The sequence below is a fragment of the Cedecea davisae DSM 4568 genome, assembly GCF_000412335.2.
Classification (GTDB): domain Bacteria; phylum Pseudomonadota; class Gammaproteobacteria; order Enterobacterales; family Enterobacteriaceae; genus Cedecea; species Cedecea davisae.
Map to the genome: position 1 here is coordinate 3,288,658 of NZ_KE161030.1, position 16,207 is coordinate 3,304,864.

15 protein-coding genes are annotated in these 16,207 nt (G+C 55.7%); 4 read left to right on the forward strand and 11 right to left on the reverse strand.

Annotated features, from left to right (window positions below):
• Nucleotides 1–31: 31 nt before the first annotated feature.
• From cysA to HMPREF0201_RS14960, 8 genes are all read right to left on the reverse strand, one after another.
• Nucleotides 32–1,117, reverse strand: a complete 1,086-nt coding sequence (gene cysA, locus HMPREF0201_RS14925; RefSeq protein WP_016537569.1) for a sulfate/thiosulfate ABC transporter ATP-binding protein CysA — start codon at nucleotides 1,115–1,117, stop codon at nucleotides 32–34.
• Nucleotides 1,107–1,982, reverse strand: coding sequence for a sulfate/thiosulfate ABC transporter permease CysW (gene cysW, locus HMPREF0201_RS14930; RefSeq protein WP_016537570.1), 876 nt, complete (start codon nucleotides 1,980–1,982; stop codon nucleotides 1,107–1,109). The genes cysA and cysW overlap by 11 nt, the downstream gene beginning before the upstream one ends.
• Nucleotides 1,982–2,815: a sulfate/thiosulfate ABC transporter permease CysT gene (gene cysT / locus HMPREF0201_RS14935; RefSeq protein ID WP_016537571.1), complete on the reverse strand. Its 834-nt coding sequence runs from the start codon at nucleotides 2,813–2,815 to the stop codon at nucleotides 1,982–1,984. The genes cysW and cysT overlap by 1 nt, the downstream gene beginning before the upstream one ends.
• Entirely contained in the window at nucleotides 2,815–3,831 is a 1,017-nt protein-coding gene (locus tag HMPREF0201_RS14940; RefSeq protein ID WP_016537572.1) for a sulfate ABC transporter substrate-binding protein, read from the reverse strand. Before HMPREF0201_RS14940 ends, cysT begins: the two co-directional genes overlap by 1 nt.
• A gap of 157 nt (nucleotides 3,832–3,988) precedes the next feature.
• Nucleotides 3,989–4,888 carry a Dyp-type peroxidase gene (locus HMPREF0201_RS14945; RefSeq protein ID WP_016537573.1) on the reverse strand — a complete coding sequence of 300 codons (900 nt, stop codon included), beginning with the start codon at nucleotides 4,886–4,888 and terminating at the stop codon, nucleotides 3,989–3,991.
• Nucleotides 4,889–5,016: 128 nt separating this feature from the next.
• Entirely contained in the window at nucleotides 5,017–5,592 is a 576-nt protein-coding gene (locus tag HMPREF0201_RS14950; RefSeq protein ID WP_016537574.1) for an RpoE-regulated lipoprotein, read from the reverse strand.
• A gap of 64 nt (nucleotides 5,593–5,656) precedes the next feature.
• Nucleotides 5,657–6,094, reverse strand: coding sequence for a DUF2919 domain-containing protein (locus tag HMPREF0201_RS14955; RefSeq protein ID WP_016537575.1), 438 nt, complete (start codon nucleotides 6,092–6,094; stop codon nucleotides 5,657–5,659).
• Nucleotides 6,095–6,114: 20 nt separating this feature from the next.
• On the reverse strand, nucleotides 6,115–6,540 hold the full coding sequence (locus HMPREF0201_RS14960) for a GNAT family acetyltransferase (protein ID WP_016537576.1): 426 nt from the start codon (nucleotides 6,538–6,540) through the stop codon (nucleotides 6,115–6,117).
• A gap of 216 nt (nucleotides 6,541–6,756) precedes the next feature.
• Here HMPREF0201_RS14960 and amiA point away from each other — a divergent pair, with 216 nt between their 5' ends.
• Both amiA and hemF read left to right on the forward strand, forming a co-directional pair.
• The gene (gene amiA / locus HMPREF0201_RS14965; RefSeq protein ID WP_016537577.1) at nucleotides 6,757–7,629 is read left to right on the forward strand and encodes an N-acetylmuramoyl-L-alanine amidase AmiA; all 873 of its coding nucleotides are present in this window, start codon (nucleotides 6,757–6,759) and stop codon (nucleotides 7,627–7,629) included.
• Between the two features lie 5 nt (nucleotides 7,630–7,634).
• Nucleotides 7,635–8,540, forward strand: a complete 906-nt coding sequence (gene hemF / locus HMPREF0201_RS14970; RefSeq protein ID WP_016537578.1) for an oxygen-dependent coproporphyrinogen oxidase — start codon at nucleotides 7,635–7,637, stop codon at nucleotides 8,538–8,540.
• A gap of 118 nt (nucleotides 8,541–8,658) precedes the next feature.
• Here the strand turns inward: hemF and maeB are convergent, their stop codons facing one another.
• Entirely contained in the window at nucleotides 8,659–10,938 is a 2,280-nt protein-coding gene (gene maeB, locus HMPREF0201_RS14975) for an NADP-dependent oxaloacetate-decarboxylating malate dehydrogenase (protein ID WP_016537579.1), read from the reverse strand.
• Between the two features lie 258 nt (nucleotides 10,939–11,196).
• On the opposite strand from maeB, the gene tal reads away from it, so the two are divergent.
• Nucleotides 11,197–12,147 (forward strand): transaldolase, encoded by a 951-nt coding sequence (tal, locus tag HMPREF0201_RS14980; protein ID WP_016537580.1) that lies wholly within the window; start codon nucleotides 11,197–11,199, stop codon nucleotides 12,145–12,147.
• An 18-nt stretch (nucleotides 12,148–12,165) separates the two neighbouring features.
• Nucleotides 12,166–14,166: a transketolase gene (gene tkt, locus HMPREF0201_RS14985; protein WP_016537581.1), complete on the forward strand. Its 2,001-nt coding sequence runs from the start codon at nucleotides 12,166–12,168 to the stop codon at nucleotides 14,164–14,166.
• Nucleotides 14,167–14,206: 40 nt separating this feature from the next.
• Here the strand turns inward: tkt and HMPREF0201_RS14990 are convergent, their stop codons facing one another.
• Nucleotides 14,207–15,250: a DUF1176 domain-containing protein gene (locus tag HMPREF0201_RS14990; RefSeq protein WP_016537582.1), complete on the reverse strand. Its 1,044-nt coding sequence runs from the start codon at nucleotides 15,248–15,250 to the stop codon at nucleotides 14,207–14,209.
• Between the two features lie 144 nt (nucleotides 15,251–15,394).
• Nucleotides 15,395–15,970 carry a GDP-mannose pyrophosphatase NudK gene (gene nudK, locus HMPREF0201_RS14995; protein WP_016537583.1) on the reverse strand — a complete coding sequence of 192 codons (576 nt, stop codon included), beginning with the start codon at nucleotides 15,968–15,970 and terminating at the stop codon, nucleotides 15,395–15,397.
• Nucleotides 15,971–16,207 lie beyond the last annotated feature (237 nt).

Below are 16,207 nucleotides of genomic sequence, written 5' to 3' on the forward strand. Positions count from 1 at the left end.
CCGCTTATGCGTGTCCTGTTGGGGTAAATTATCAGGCGGATTGCGCCAGGTCTACACCCTGAATACGGTTGCCGCCGTCGTACAGGCGCGCATTTTGCAGCCCAACAAACAGGCGTTCGCCGCGCTGTGGGATTTGCTGCTCTTTCAGCACCACGGTTAACGGCTCGTCGTACCAACCTAACGGCTGCACAACCAGCTGCATATAATGGCCGCGCGGACTGACTTCCAGCACCTGCACCGGCAACGGCGAGTCAAGATTGGTGCGTCGGCTCACGTCCACTTCCCACGGGCGCAGGAACAAGTCGACTTCCCCCTGATAAGCCGGGGTAAAGCCTAGCGGCCAGCGGTGCGCACCGACGTGGAACTGGCTGCCGCGCACGACGCCTTTCAGGCGATTAACTTCGCCGAGGAACTCCAGCACGAAGCGCGTTGCCGGTTCACGCCATACCGACTCAGGCGTGTCCACCTGCTCGATATTCCCCTGGCTCATAACCACCACGCGGTCGGCGACTTCCATCGCTTCCTCCTGGTCGTGAGTCACAAAGACGCTGGTAAATTTCAGCTCTTCATGCAATTCACGCAGCCAGCGGCGCAGCTCTTTACGCACCTGGGCATCCAGGGCGCCAAAAGGCTCATCCAGCAGCAAAATCTGAGGCTCTACCGCCAGAGCGCGAGCTAGGGCCACGCGCTGCTTTTGCCCACCGGAAAGCTGGGCCGGGTAGCGGTCCGCCAGATGGGAAAGCTGCACCATTTCCAGCAGCTTTGTCACCTTGCGCTTAATTTCCGCAGAGGAAGGACGTTCGCGGCGCGGCAGCACGGTCAGGCCGAAGGCGATATTGTCGAACACCGACATATGGCGGAACAGGGCATAGTGTTGAAACACAAAACCCACTTTGCGGTCACGGGCGTGCATACGGCTGACGTCGGTGCCGTTGAAGCTAATGCGCCCGCTGTTTTGATGTTCCAGCCCGGCGATAATGCGCAGCAGCGTGGTTTTACCGGAGCCTGAAGGCCCGAGCAGCGCCACCATCTGACCAGAAGGGATATCCAGCGAGATATCGTTCAGCACCTGGGTGCGACCAAAAGACTTCTTAATATTGGCAATATCAATGCTCATGATTTTCCTCCTGCTTGAGGCGTTTTTCCTGATTATTCAGGCGCCACTGCACTGCACTCTTTAAGAACAAGGTTAAAACCGCCATCAGGGTTAACAGTGCCGCAGCGGTAAACGAGCCGACGGTATTGTAGTCCTGTTGCAGCAATTCAATTTGTAGCGGCAGCGAGAACGTCTCGCCGCGAATCGAGCCGGAAACCACCGACACCGCGCCAAATTCGCCGATGGCGCGGGCATTGGTCAGCACCACGCCATAGAGCAGCGCCCAGCGAATATTCGGCAAGGTAACGCGGCGGAACATCTGCCAGCCGGAGGCACCAAGCAAAATAGCGGCCTCGTCTTCCTGGCTGCCCTGGCTGAGCATCACCGGCACCAGCTCGCGCACCACAAACGGGCAGGTCACAAAGATAGTCACCAGCACCATGCCCGGCCAGGCAAACATAATTTGCAGATTATGGGCATCAAGGAAACCGGCCAGCGGGCCGTTGGAGCCGTAAAACAGCAGGTAAACCAGGCCCGCCACCACCGGCGAAACGGCGAACGGGATATCCAGCAGCGTAAGCAGCAGCTGGCGCCCCGGGAAGTTAAAGCGCGTCACCAGCCAGGCCAGCAGCGTGCCGAACACCAGGTTAACCGGCACGGTTATCAGGGCAATCATCACCGTCAGCCAGATGGCATGCAGCATGTCCGGGTTGGCGATATTTTGCAGGGCAGGCATCAGCCCTTTGGAGAAGGCTTCAACAAAAATTGAGGCAACCGGCACCACCAGAATCAAAAAAGAGACCAGCACGCCGATGGCAATAAGCGTCCATTTCCCCCAGTTAATGCGGGGGCGATTATAGGTTTTCAAAGCGGTTACATCCGTCATCAGTGGCCCACCACGCGCCGACCAAAGCGGCTCTGCAACGTGTTAATGCTGAACAGCAGCAGTAAAGAAGCCGCCAGGATTACCGAGGCAATAGCGCTTGCCGCCGGGTAGTCAAACTCCTGCAGGCGAACAAAAATCATCAGCGAGGTGACTTCCGTTTTCCACGCGATATTACCGGCGATGAAGATAACCGCGCCAAACTCACCGAGGCTGCGGGTGAACGACAGCGCAACGCCCGCCATCAGCGCCGGGGAAAGCTCCGGCAGCACCACGCGGCGGAAGCTCTGCCAGCGCGTTGCGCCCAGAGTTTCCGCGGCTTCTTCGTATTCGGGGCCAAGCTCCTCAAGCACCGGCTGTACGGTACGCACCACGAAAGGAATGCTGGTAAACGCCATCGCCACCGCTATACCGAGCCAGGTGTAGGTCACTTTGATACCAAACTGCGCCAGCCACTCGCCGTACCAGCCGTTAACCGAAAACAACCCGGCCAGCGTTAAGCCTGCTACGGCAGTCGGCAATGCAAAAGGCAAATCCATCAGCGCGTCAAGCAGGCTACGCCCCGGAAACTGATAGCGGGTAAGTATCCACGCCATCAGCAGGCCGAACACGCCGTTAAATATGGAAGCCAGCCCGGCGGAAAGCAGCGTCACCTTATACGCCGCCACCACCTGCGGATTGGTGATAACTTCCCAATACTGAGACAAAGACATTTGTGCGAGCTGCATCACCAGCGCGCTCAGGGGCAGCAGCAGGATCAGGCAAACAAACAGCAGGCTGGTGCCGAGGCTAAGGGTAAACCCCGGCAGTACGCGTTTTGAGCGACTGACAAACATCAACTACGCCCCGCCGCTAACAGTTTGTCCAGCTCCCCGCCGGTGGCGAAATGAGTTTTCATCACTTCCGGCCAGCCGCCAAATGCATCTTCAACGCGGAACAGCTCGGTCTGCGGGAATTTATCCTTCAACTTATCCATTACCTGCGGGTTATTCACGCGGTAGTAGTAGTCGGTAATGATGGTCTGAGCCTGAGGGCTGTAGAGATAGGTAAGATAGTCCTTAGCCGCCTTCTCGGTGCCGTTAGCCTTCACGTTTTTATCCACCCAGGCGACCGGGAATTCGGCAAGAATATTCACCTTAGGCACCACAACCTCGTAGCCGTCTTTTGCGTACTGATTGCTGATGTTGTTCACTTCAGATTCAAAAGAGATAAGCACGTCGCCCAGCCCACGCTCCACGAACGAGGTGGTTGCGCCGCGGCCGCCGGTATCAAACACTTCGACGTTTTTCAGGAACTGCGTCATAAACTTTTCGGTTTTAGCTTTATCGCCGCCGTCGGCTTTATCCGCCGCGCCCCAGGCTGCCAGATAAGTGTAACGTGCATTGCCGGAGGTTTTTGGATTCGGGAAAATCAACTTCACGTCCGGGCGTACCAGGTCGCTCCAGTCGTGGATATTTTTCGGGTTGCCCTTGCGCACCAGGAAAGCCATGGTGGAATAAAACGGCGAGCTATTATTCCCGAGACGGCTCTGCCAGTCGGCCGGGATCAGGTTGCCTTTATCGTGCAGGATCTGCACATCTGACACCTGGTTATAAGTTACAACGTCAGCTTTTAAGCCCTGGAGAATAGCCAGCGCCTGTTTTGATGACCCGGCATGAGATTGTTTAATCGTCAGCTTGTCGCCGTTATTCTCCTGCGCCCACTGTTTTTCAAACGGTGGATTCAGCGCGGCAAACAACTCGCGTGACACATCATAAGAGCTATTCAGCAGCTCTGTTGCGTGGGCAGTGCCTGCCAGCAGCAAAGAGACAGCGAGCGCGTTCCATACTTTTTTAACTGAACCGATTGCCATGTTTCGCCCTTATAGATGTCATGAAAGTCATAATTAGCCGACTGTCAGTGTATTTATAACGAGCGATAAAGCTGTAACGCTTTTATATACCGTTTGGCGATTTTCAATAAGAAAGGGATATAAGAAAGTGGCGTAGCAAACGCTACGCCGGAAGGGATTACAGGCTCAGTAACTTATCCAGTGACGGGGCAAAATAGTAGCCGCCGGTGACCGGTTTAGTGAAGCGCAGCATGCCGTCGCGCTTGCCGTCGGTGTCGCCGAACATGCTCAGCAGCTGCTGCTCGATGTTATGGAGGCGCGCGCAATAGGCGATAAAGTAAAGGCCGTGAACGCCACTGGCTGTGCCATAAGGCAGGCTCTGGCGCACAATCTTCAGCCCTTTGCCGTCTTCTTTAAGATCAACCCGGCTCAGGTGAGAAGTCGCAGGGCGTGCGTCTCCGTCGATTTCTTCGTTTTCCTGTTTGGTGCGCCCGAAGATCATCTCCTGGTCGTGCACGCTCAGGCGGTTAAGCTGCTTGAGATTATGTTCCCAGCGCTGAACCAGCACGTAACTGCCGCCTGCATCAACGCCTTCGTTGATGACCGCAACCTGGCGGCGATTTTCTTCGCCCTTAGGGTTCTCGGTGCCGTCAACAAAGCCGCTCAAATCACGCTCTTCCACCCAGCGGAAGCCGTGGATCTCTTCTTCAATCTTCAGCGTATCGCCGAATGCCGCCAGGGCGGCCTGGGCAACGGAGAAATTCACGTCGTGGCGCAGGGAAAGAATGTGGATCATCACATCGTGCTGCGTCGCCGGTGCGAGACCTTTACCCAGCGGGGTAAAGTTTTTCAGCTCGGCGGCACCTTCGCCTTTGCTGAGGTCACGCCACAGGTCATGCCCGAAACCAATAGTTGCCCCCAGCATGGCATCCGGGAATTTTTCCTGGAAGGTGCTCAGCGCGTCAATAAAGGCTTTGCACCCCGCGCTCAGCGCGCTGAAGTCGCCCTGCAATGAAGCTTCCAGCCAAATAGCAGCACGACAATGTTCCGGCAGAATGCCGCTTTGAACCCGAGACATGAATCCTCCTGAAAAAAAATGCCACCGAAGGTGACAAATAATGATGCCACCAACCGGTGGCATTTATCGGGCTATTTTAACCTGATTCATTAACGCCGACTTGCGGCGGCGCAAACCTGGCGCAGATTTTATCGACGCCAGATAATTTTGTTAAGCGTCCATTTCTTCAGCGCGTCGTCGGACGGCATTAACCCTTCCGGACCGTGCCACACGCCTTTAAACAGATAGCTAATATGCTGGCTACCTGGAGCCTTGCACATCACGCCGTCGGCATCGTCGCCGCTGCCTTTTTCACAGGCGCCAAAGGCCTTGTCATACAGGTCGCTAAACGGAGTGCCGATTTTAACGCCGCCGGCGGTTTTAATATCCTCATCCATGACGACAATATTGCTCACGCTGCCGCTTTCGCCGTTAATCACCAACTTAACGTCTTTATCTTTCAGGGCTTCGAAATAACGCACAATTGCGCCGTTCTCGGTTTTCATTCCGCTGCGCAGGCGATAGTTGTCGTTCAGGCCTTCGCTAACGGCCTTCTCGTCCATTAATGTTGCGGAGGTCAACTTGCCCACGCCCTGCTCGCTTACCTCAACGGATGAGCCAAACCAGTTCCACGGATACGCCGAAGACCAGTTGACGGAGGAAAGCGTGGAGCAGCCGCTCAAGACCAGCGGCAGCCCTAACATCATCAGGCGCAGAGATTTCATTTGTGATTCCTTTTCAGAAAAGAGTAACGGCCTTTGGAGTGCAACAAAGCTAAAAAGTGCCGTGTTATTCGCTTTGCACCGCAAAGTAGTCCCGCAGGCGGCGGTTTACAACCAACCACCAGAGCGCAAAGAGGTCGGCCACCAGCAGTACAATCGTGGTAGCGGTCAACTCCTCGCCCCCGGCCAGCAAAGCAAGCTGCCAGACCAGCAGTGCCGCCTGTGCCGCCACCAGCAGCCAGCGAAATGCACGCCAAAAGCGCGGCCAGAGATGGCGACGCCCGCTTAACAGAAATGCGAAAGCGGCCGGTACGCCGGGAATAAGCCCCAGCCAGAAGGTATCCCGGTCGGGATAAAACAGCCCCAGCAGCGCATCGCCCTGCTGCCGGGAGGCTCCGGCCAATACCAGCAGCACCCAGGTGCGGGCCTGTAATAACAACACCGCCCAGAACAGCAGCGGTGCCTTCAGGTTGCCCTGCGAGTCATAATCAGCGGGCGGGTACATAAGATAAACACATGTGAAAATTAGTATTCCTGGTCTTCAATCAGCCGCTTGCCGAGCAAAATTGTGTCCTGATGTTCGTAATCGAGCTTTTCATAAAGGCCGATAACCATGTCATTCTCTTCGCGCACCATAATATGGATTTTTGGGCAGCCCCGGGCGATAAGCTTTTTCTCCAGCCGGTTCAGCAGCGCGTTGGCAATGCCGCGCCCGCGAAACTCAGGATGCACGCCCAGGTAATAGGCGGAGCCGCGGTGGCCGTCATAGCCGCCCATTAGCGAGCCGACAATTTCGCCGCCGACTTCGGCCACCAGAAACAGGTCCGCATCGTGATGCAGCTTACGTTCAATATCCATTTCCGGGTCATTCCACGGGCGCAGTAAGTCGCAGCGCTCCCAAAGGGTGATGACCTCTTCGAAATCTTCCTGGCGAAAAACGCGAATTTCCATGGTTTTAGCCACCTTAAGCCGTAAAAGGTTGATTATGGCGGTAACCGCCCGTTAAGCCAATAACTGCCGCAAAAGCGTGAAAAAAATGGCATAATCCCTACTCAGTCATGAAATGAAATGAATGGAAAAACATTTCTGACCTCAGAGTGTCGTTTGCCAGGTGCCGATACGTTATAACTCCCTATCCGGACTCCATAAGATAAATAATTCATCCGCATGAGCAAAATTAAATCGCTAACGCAACTTACGACGCGCCGCCAGGTCCTGCTCACGGGTTTAGCGGCGTTAACGCTAACCGGTATGAACAAAGCGCTGGCAAAGGAAGAGGCCAAAACGCTTAAAACCACCAATTCGCACAGCAAACCGGCCAAAAAGTCCGGCTCTCGCCGTATTGTGATGCTCGACCCGGGCCACGGCGGCATCGATACCGGGGCCATAGGCCATAACGGTTCGAAAGAGAAGCATGTGGTGCTGGCGATAGCCAAAAACGTGCGCAGCATTCTGCGTAATAACGGCATCGACGCAAGGCTGACCCGCACCAGCGACGAATTCATCCCGCTTTATGACCGCGTAGAAATAGCCCACAAGCACGGCGCAGACCTGTTTATGTCTATTCACGCGGACGGTTTTACCAGCCCAACGGCGGCGGGTGCTTCGGTGTTTGCCCTCTCCAACCGCGGCGCAAGTAGCGCCATGGCAAAATACCTTTCAGACCGTGAGAACGCCGCGGATGACGTGGCGGGCAGCAAAGTAAAAGATAAAGATCACTACCTGCAACAGGTGCTGTTCGACCTGGTGCAGACCGACACAATCAAAAACAGCCTGACCCTCGGCTCACATATCCTCAAGCAGATAAAGCCGGTGCATAAGCTGCACAGCCGCAACACCGAGCAGGCCGCATTTGTGGTGTTGAAGTCGCCGTCCATCCCTTCGGTGCTGGTCGAAACCTCCTTTATTACTAATCCAGGTGAAGAGAAGCTGCTGGGCACCACGGCGTTTCGCCAGAAAATTGCCACCGCTATCGCCTCCGGCGTAATGAGCTATTTCAACTGGTTTGATAACCACAAAGTCCACGGTAAGAAGCGTTAATTTTTATGACTGAGCCCGATATCCACGCCGTAAAACAGTTCCTGCTTAAATTACAGGACACCATCTGCCAGCAGCTTTCCGCCATCGACGGCACGGCTTTTCAGGAAGATAACTGGCAGCGCGAAGGCGGCGGCGGCGGGCGTAGCCGTGTGCTCAGAGGCGGCTCGGTGTTTGAGCAGGCCGGGGTAAACTTTTCGCACGTCCACGGCGACGCCATGCCTGCCTCGGCAACCGCGCATCGCCCGGAACTTGCGGGCAGGAGTTTTCAGGCCATGGGCGTCTCGCTGGTGGTTCACCCCAACAGTCCGTATGTACCGACCAGTCACGCGAATGTGCGCTTTTTCATCGCGGAAAAACCCGGTGCCGACCCGGTATGGTGGTTTGGCGGCGGGTTCGACTTAACCCCGTATTATGGGTTTGAAGAAGATGCCGTTCACTGGCACCGCACCGCTCGCGACCTGTGCCAGCCGTTTGGCGAAGGCGTTTACCCTCGCTATAAAAAATGGTGCGACGACTATTTCTTTATTAAGCACCGTAACGAGCAGCGCGGCATTGGCGGCCTGTTCTTCGATGATTTGAATCAGCCCGACTTCGATTACGGTTTCCGCTTTATTCAGGCCGTAGGCCAGGGCTATCTGGACGCTTATCTGCCAATTGTTGAGCGCCGCAGGCAGCTGCCGTTCGGCGAGCGCGAGCGCAACTTCCAGCTTTACCGCCGCGGTCGCTATGTGGAATTTAACCTGGTGTGGGACAGAGGCACGCTGTTTGGTCTGCAAACCGGAGGGCGAACCGAGTCGATTTTAATGTCGATGCCGCCGCTGGTGCGCTGGGAGTATGACTACCAGCCGGAAGAAGGCAGCCCTGAGGCCGCCTTGTACAGTGATTTCCTGCCTGTGAAGGAGTGGGTGTAGCTTTTTTACCCTCACCCTAACCCTCTCCCTGAAGGGAGAGGGGATCTTTAGTGCTCACTTTACTCAGTTTTTCTCCCTCGCCCCTGTGGGGAGAGGGCCGGGGTGAGGGGAAGTCCAGTCAAAGCGGGGCGGTTTGCGCCTCCACCACGGCCAGAGCCACCATATTCACAATGCGTCGCACCGAAGCAATCGGCGTTAATACGTGAACCGGCTTCGCCACGCCCATCAGTACCGGCCCAACGGTCACCCCTTCAGAACTGGAGACACGCAGCAAGTTGTAGCTAATGCGAGCGGCCTCTACGTTCGGCATGATCAGGATATTAGCTGAACCTTTGAGCGGGCTGTCCGGCATGCGTTCGTGGCGAATGCTTTCAACCAGCGCCGCGTCACCGTGCATCTCACCGTCAATTTCCAGCTCCGGCGCACGTTCGCGAACCAGCTCCAGCGTTTTACGCATTTTGCAGGCGGCTTTCGAGTCAGAAGAACCGTAGTTGGAGTGAGACAGCAGCGCGACCTTAGGCTCAATACCAAAGCGACGTACCGTTTCCGCGGCCAGCAGCGTGATTTCAGTCAGCTCTTCCGGCGTCGGGTCATCATTCACGTAAGTATCGGCGATAAAGGTGTTACCGCTCGGCAGCAGCAGGGCGTTCATTGCCCCGGCGGCTTTAACGCCGTCACGGTAGCCAAACAGTTTTTCCACCACGTCAAAATGCTCGTGATATTCACCGATGGTGCCGCAAATCAGCGCATCCGCTTCGCCACGGTGGACCATTATCGCTCCGATAACCGTGGTATTGCTGATCACCGCACGCTGCGCCTGTTCCTGAGTAATGCCGCGGCGCTTCATGATGTTGTAATACTCGCTCCAGTATTCCTTAAAGCGCGGATCTGACTCGTTGTTAACAATCTCAAAATCTTTGCCCGGCTGAATTTGCAGGCCAAGTTTTTTGATACGCATTTCGATAACGCTCGGGCGGCCAATCAGGATAGGCTTCGCCAGCCCTAACGTAATCAATTCCTGAGTCGCATGCAGAACGCGGGCTTCCTCCCCTTCGCTCAGCACCACGCGCTTCGGCTCTTTGCGAGCCTGAGAGAAGATAGGCTTCATAAACAGATTGGTTTTGTAGACAAACTCGGCCAGCTTTTCGACATAAGCATCAAAGTCTTTGATTGGCCGCGTTGCCACGCCGGAGTCCATCGCCGCCTTCGCTACGGCCGGGGCGATTTTAACTATCAGGCGCGGGTCGAACGGTTTTGGAATGATATATTCCGGCCCAAACGTCAGCTCCTGGTCGCCATATGCAGAGGCCACCACGTCGCTTTGCTCGGCGTGGGCCAGTTCGGCAATAGCGTGAACCGCCGCCAGCTTCATCTCTTCGTTAATTGCCGTTGCGCCAACGTCTAGCGCGCCACGGAAGATGAACGGGAAGCACAGCACGTTGTTAACCTGGTTTGGATAGTCCGAACGGCCGGTACAGATAATAGCTTCCGGGCGCACTTCTTTCGCCAGCGGCGGCAGAATTTCCGGTTCCGGGTTAGCCAGCGCCAGAATCAGCGGCGCTTTACCCATCTTTTTCACCATATCCTGAGTCAGCACTTTCGGGCCGGAGCAGCCGAGGAAAATATCCGCCCCGTCAATCACGTCGTCGAGAGTGCGTTTACCCGTGTCTTCCACGGCGTAGGCGGCTTTGGTTTCCGCCATGTTCTCTTCACGACCTTTATAGATAACGCCCTTCGAGTCGCAGACCACGATGTTGTGCTTCTGCATCCCAAGCGCCACCAGCAGGTTCATACAGGCGATTGCCGAAGCGCCTGCCCCGGAAACCACCAGCCGCACGTCGGAGATATTTTTCTCTACAACGCGCAGGCCGTTGAGCACCGCGGCGGTACAGATAATGGCGGTACCGTGCTGGTCATCGTGGAACACCGGAATATTCATACGCTCGCGCAGCTTCTGCTCAATGTAGAAGCACTCCGGCGCTTTAATATCTTCTAAGTTAATGCCGCCGAAAGTTGGCTCCAGCGCCGCCACAACGTCGATAAGCTTGTCCGGATCCATCTCATCAATTTCGATATCGAACACGTCGATCCCGGCGAATTTTTTAAACAGCACGCCCTTGCCTTCCATCACGGGTTTACCGGCTAAAGCGCCGATATTGCCCAGCCCCAATACCGCAGTGCCGTTAGACACCACGCCCACCAGGTTGCCGCGCGCTGTGTATTTGTAGGCGGCGAGCGGATCTTTTTCTATTTCAAGGCAGGGGGCAGCCACGCCCGGCGAGTAGGCCAGCGCCAGATCGCGTTGAGTAGCAAGCGGTTTTGTAGGAGAAACCTGGATTTTCCCTGGAACAGGAAATTCATGGAAATCGAGGGCACTTTGCTTCAGTTGTTCATCCATTGCATCGTTCCTTTAGCGGTCTTCTTTATTGTTACATCAGCCACGTAGTATCACGCGGGCACGTTTCGCAAACTTTGAACGTAGCCATACTATTAACATTAGGCGTGATTATTGTTAGCTAACTATAGAACCAATGTTAGCGGTCACAGCCTCAATGGCCGCCCGTCTGCTATGCTTTCTGGTCAGGCAAAGCGTAATTTTTCACGGCGAGCGACACGGAGCGCTCCAGTAAGGCATTGTTTTTTCAAGGAGAGAGTAATGAACCAGCTCGACAGTATTAAACAGTACACCACCGTGGTCGCCGACAGCGGTGACATCGAATCCATTCGCCACTACCAGCCCCAGGACGCCACAACCAACCCCTCATTGCTCTTAAAGGCCGCAGGGCTCGAACAATATCAGTCGCTTATTGACGATGCTCTGGCCTATGGCAAACGACGCGGCGGCGGTAGAGAGCAAATAGTGGCCGAAGCCAGCGACAAACTGGCGGTGAACTTTGGTGCGGAAATTCTGAAAAGTATTCCGGGGCGCGTGTCTACAGAAGTTGACGCCCGCCTGTCGTTCGACAAGCACAAAAGCATTGAGAAAGCGCGCCGTCTGGTAGAGCTGTACGCGGAGCAAGGGATCGATAAGTCGCGCATTTTGATCAAGCTCGCCTCAACCTGGGAGAGCATTCGCGCCGCTGAAGAGCTGCAAAAAGAGGGCATTAACTGCAACCTTACGCTGCTGTTCTCCTTCGCTCAGGCCCGCGCCTGCGCCGAAGCCGGCGTTTTCCTTATCTCCCCGTTCGTAGGCCGTATTTATGACTGGTATCAGGCCCGTAAGCCGATGGACCCGTATGTGGTAGAAGAAGATCCGGGCGTGAAGTCGGTACGCAACATCTACGATTATTTTAAACAACACAATTACGAAACCATCGTAATGGGCGCCAGTTTCCGCCGCACCGAACAGATCCTCGCCCTGGCCGGATGCGACAGGCTGACCATCGCGCCTAATCTTCTCCAGCAGTTGCAGGACAGCGAGGAAGAAGTGGTGCGCAAGCTTATTCCTCATTCTCAGGGGTTCCGTCGCCCTGCCCCGCTAAGCGAAGCAGAATTCCGCTGGGAACATAATCAGGATGCCATGGCGGTTGAGAAACTGGCCGAAGGGATCCGCCTGTTCGCCGTAGACCAACGAAAACTGGAAGACCTGATCGCCGCCAAACTTTAACAAGACCTGGAGTGAAACATGTCATCACGTAAAGAGCTTGCCAACGCCATTCGCGCCCTCAGTATGGACGCGGTTCAGAAAGCCAACTCCGGCCACCCGGGCGCGCCGATGGGCATGGCCGATATCGCCGAAGTGTTGTGGAACGATTTTCTCCACCACAACCCGTCTAACCCGCACTGGGCCAACCGCGACCGTTTTGTGCTGTCGAACGGCCATGCGTCGATGCTGCTTTACAGCCTGCTGCACCTGAGCGGTTATGACCTGCCGCTGGAGGAGTTGAAAAACTTCCGCCAGCTTCACTCCAAAACGCCGGGCCACCCGGAAGTGGGCTATACGCCCGGCGTTGAGACCACCACCGGCCCGCTCGGTCAGGGGCTGGCGAACGCCGTGGGTATGGCAATAGCCGAACGCACGCTAGCCGCGCAGTTTAACCAACCCGGCCATGACATCGTTGACCACTACACCTACGTGTTTATGGGCGACGGCTGCCTGATGGAAGGGATTTCCCACGAAGTCTCTTCCCTCGCCGGAACGCTGGGGCTTGGCAAGCTGATTGGCTTTTATGACCACAACGGCATCTCCATCGACGGGGAAACGGACGGCTGGTTCACCGACGACACGGCCAAACGCTTCGAGGCCTACCACTGGCACGTCATCCATGAGATAGACGGCCATGACCCGGAAGCGTTGAAAAAGGCGATTAAAGAAGCTCAGAGCGTTAAAGACAAACCGTCCCTGATTATCTGCCGCACGGTGATTGGCTTTGGCTCACCGAACAAAGCCGGTAAAGAAGAAGCCCACGGCGCACCGCTGGGCGAAGAAGAAGTGGCCCTGGCGCGTAAGCAGCTCGGCTGGAAATATCCTCCTTTCGAGATCCCAAAAGAGATTTATCAAGCCTGGGATGCCAAAGAAGCAGGAGAGAAAGCGGAAGCCAGCTGGAAGGAAAAATTTGCCGCCTACGCCAAAGCCCATCCAACCCTCAGCGCCGAATTTAAGCGCCGCACCGAAGGCAAGTTGCCGGAAAACTGGCAGAAAACCGCTCAACATTATATCGAGCAGCTCCAGGCTAACCCGGACAAAATAGCCACCCGCAAAGCCTCACAGAATTCGCTTAACGCTTTTGGCCCGGTGCTGCCCGAGCTGCTTGGCGGTTCCGCCGACCTGGCCCCGAGCAACCTGACCATCTGGAAAGGGTCTAAGTCGATTAAGGAAGACAGCGCGGGCAACTACATTCATTACGGCGTGCGCGAGTTCGGCATGACCGCCATCGCCAACGGGATAGCCCTGCACGGCGGCTTTGTGCCTTATACGGCAACCTTCCTGATGTTTGTTGAATATGCCCGCAATGCGGCGCGTATGGCAGCGCTGATGAAAGCCCGGCAAATCATGGTTTATACCCATGACTCTATCGGCCTCGGCGAAGACGGCCCGACTCACCAGGCGGTTGAGCAGCTTGCCAGCCTGAGGCTGACGCCAAACTTCAGCACCTGGCGCCCCTGCGATCAGGTAGAAGCGGCTGTGGCGTGGAAAGCGGCGATTGAACGCCAGACCGGCCCAACGGCGTTGATCCTGTCGCGCCAGAACCTTGCGCAGATGGAGCGTAGCCCAGAACAGCTGAAGGCGGTGAGCCGGGGCGGCTACATCCTGAAAGACAGCGACGGCAAGCCGGATATCATCCTGATTGCTACCGGCTCGGAAATGGAGATTACGGTTGAGGCTGCGAAAACGCTGGGTGACGAAGGCCACAAGGTGCGAGTCGTTTCGATTCCGTCCACGGACGTATTCGACGCTCAGGACGAGGCCTATCAGGAGTCCGTACTCCCTTCAAACGTTAGCGCTCGCGTGGCGGTAGAAGCCGGTATTGCCGACTACTGGTACAAGTACGTTGGGCTTAAAGGCGCGATTGTCGGGATGACAACGTTTGGTGAGTCCGCACCCGCCGGGAAGCTGTTCCCGTTCTTTGGTTTTACGGCTGAAAACGTGGTTGCGAAGGCCAGGAAAGTCCTTGGGAAGAAATAGCCCCTGACGCTACGCCTCTCCTTTACGGGAGAGGTTTAGCCTATTTAGTTACCCAGAGCGTTGGCCAGGCTCCCGCTTTATGCCACTCATCGCAGGCGGACTCGGCGGCATACCGCACAAGGCGGAAGCGCTGCCCGTCATAACGCCAGCGCGTTGATACCCCGCAATCCCCAATCCCTCGCCCCTTAGCCAGCGTAGTTAGCTCCCGGTTATGCTCATCGAACCCGGAGTTCATCAATTCCAGATCCGTAGAGCCGCTATCGGGCATAAACGGCAGCTTCAGGCGAACAGGCCGCGCAACAAACGGCTTTTGCCTTGATACCACCCACGCTAAATCCACGACGTTATAGGCCCCGGCCTCACAGCTGGTGAGCATCAGCGCTTTATCATCAGCAAGCGGGAAAACCCTGACTTCACGCCGCATCGGGTCGAGCGAGCACTGGCTGTTATTCATGCGCCAGGAGCCGAAATCCAGCAGGTCGTTAAGTTCATCATGGGAGAATGGCGCTGGCAGGGTCTCTGGGAGAGTCACTTCTTTTAATGCGGGAGCGGGAGGCACGCTAAGCGGCGGCCCGTCGCCTTTTTTGATCCACGCAGTTTCGCTGCCAACACGTTTTTGCTGGCTGTCGATAAACAGCAGCGCCGCTTTCAAACCACTTAGCGAAATAACCCCAGCGCCGTCGGCGAGCGTAATTTTATCGCCGTTTGCGATAGCGTTTAGCAGGGCATTAATCGCCTCCGCGTTACTGGTCATAAGGTGGTGAAGCGTGATTTTCCACTCATTTTGCTGAAGAACCAGAGGCGCACCGTCCAGCCTGAGCCGCGGCTCAACGGGCGGCACTTTGACATCGGCGCTTTCGAGGTTGCCAAAGTCGATGCGTAAATTCACATCATTGCGCGCCCCCGCGCCGCGGGACAATGCCATTACCAGCCCCTGATGCAGCCCGGTATTACGGGCGCTACAGAAGTTCTGGTTATTGCAGGTCACCTGCCAGTCGGAAAACTGCTTTTGCGCCGGAGCGGCTATTGCAGCGTTCGCCACAAGCAAAGTGAGCAAAAGCAGGAATGAGATCCGATAAGACATTAAAGGCTGACCCTAAGAAACGAAGCGTGAAAAACGTACGATAATGCCACGTATCTTCGGCTCCAGAGGCAGCCTGCTCAATCGGATTTGTCGGATAGATTTATGCCGGGATTAAAAATGTTAATTAGATGATTTTACAGAACTTTAACCCATCACATTGCGTAACTGTAACTGTTGCAACAATATCACCGTCTTACCGTCGCGAATTTCGCCCTTGCGCATCATCTCCAGCGCCTGGCTGAACGGCATCTCCAGCACCTCGATATCTTCATCCTCCACACCGCCGCCCGCGTTCTCCCGCTGGGCGTCACTGTATTCGGCCAGATAGAAGTAAACGATTTCCGTTACGCCACCCGGAGACATATACAGCTCAAAGACTTTTTCGACCTCACCGACCTGGAACCCGGTCTCTTCCATTGCTTCTTTGCGGGCGCACACTTCCGGCTCATCGGCATCCAGCAGCCCGGCGCAGGCTTCAATCAGCCGCCCGTCGGTATTGCCATTAACCCAGGTTGCAACGCGAAACTGACGCGTAAGCACCACGGTTTTCTTTTCCCGGTTATACAGCAGGATAGTGGCCCCGTTGCCGCGATCGTAGACTTCACGCTTATGGCGCACGCTTTCAGCGCCGTTACGAGACAGGTCATAGGTAATATTGCGCAGGATGAAGTAGTTATCTGACAGGACTTTATCTTTGATGACTTCAATTCGTAACGACATAGGGTCTCCACAATGCGGTAAGGGAGCGGATAATCATATGCCGTTATGTGAGCGTTGTCGCGTTACGTTAAGTCAGTTTTGTTCCCGGCTCTCATTATCCCCCTCACCCCGTCCCTCTCCCCAAAGGGGCGAGGGGGCAAAAAATAGCGTTGTATCACCAGTGCCAGATCGCGTTAGATTCCGCAGCCACGCCCTTGCCCCCGGCTCTCATCGTCCCCGGCTTTGACCCAATTCAGG

What these genes read in the sequence shown, in the direction of transcription:
- HMPREF0201_RS14950 (WP_016537574.1), bottom strand. Translation starts at nt 5,592, where the DNA reads ATGAAATCTCTGCGCCTGATGATGTTAGGGCTGCCGCTGGTCTTGAGC.
- HMPREF0201_RS14945 (WP_016537573.1), bottom strand. Translation starts at nt 4,888, where the DNA reads ATGTCTCGGGTTCAAAGCGGCATTCTGCCGGAACATTGTCGTGCTGCT.
- maeB (WP_016537579.1), bottom strand. Translation starts at nt 10,938, where the DNA reads ATGGATGAACAACTGAAGCAAAGTGCCCTCGATTTCCATGAATTTCCT.
- HMPREF0201_RS14990 (WP_016537582.1), bottom strand. Translation starts at nt 15,250, where the DNA reads ATGTCTTATCGGATCTCATTCCTGCTTTTGCTCACTTTGCTTGTGGCG.
- amiA (WP_016537577.1), top strand. Translation starts at nt 6,757, where the DNA reads ATGAGCAAAATTAAATCGCTAACGCAACTTACGACGCGCCGCCAGGTC.
- tkt (WP_016537581.1), top strand. Translation starts at nt 12,166, where the DNA reads ATGTCATCACGTAAAGAGCTTGCCAACGCCATTCGCGCCCTCAGTATG.
- hemF (WP_016537578.1), top strand. Translation starts at nt 7,635, where the DNA reads ATGACTGAGCCCGATATCCACGCCGTAAAACAGTTCCTGCTTAAATTA.
- HMPREF0201_RS14955 (WP_016537575.1), bottom strand. Translation starts at nt 6,094, where the DNA reads ATGTACCCGCCCGCTGATTATGACTCGCAGGGCAACCTGAAGGCACCG.
- cysT (WP_016537571.1), bottom strand. Translation starts at nt 2,815, where the DNA reads ATGTTTGTCAGTCGCTCAAAACGCGTACTGCCGGGGTTTACCCTTAGC.
- tal (WP_016537580.1), top strand. Translation starts at nt 11,197, where the DNA reads ATGAACCAGCTCGACAGTATTAAACAGTACACCACCGTGGTCGCCGAC.
- cysA (WP_016537569.1), bottom strand. Translation starts at nt 1,117, where the DNA reads ATGAGCATTGATATTGCCAATATTAAGAAGTCTTTTGGTCGCACCCAG.
- HMPREF0201_RS14960 (WP_016537576.1), bottom strand. Translation starts at nt 6,540, where the DNA reads ATGGAAATTCGCGTTTTTCGCCAGGAAGATTTCGAAGAGGTCATCACC.
- HMPREF0201_RS14940 (WP_016537572.1), bottom strand. Translation starts at nt 3,831, where the DNA reads ATGGCAATCGGTTCAGTTAAAAAAGTATGGAACGCGCTCGCTGTCTCT.
- nudK (WP_016537583.1), bottom strand. Translation starts at nt 15,970, where the DNA reads ATGTCGTTACGAATTGAAGTCATCAAAGATAAAGTCCTGTCAGATAAC.
- cysW (WP_016537570.1), bottom strand. Translation starts at nt 1,982, where the DNA reads ATGACGGATGTAACCGCTTTGAAAACCTATAATCGCCCCCGCATTAAC.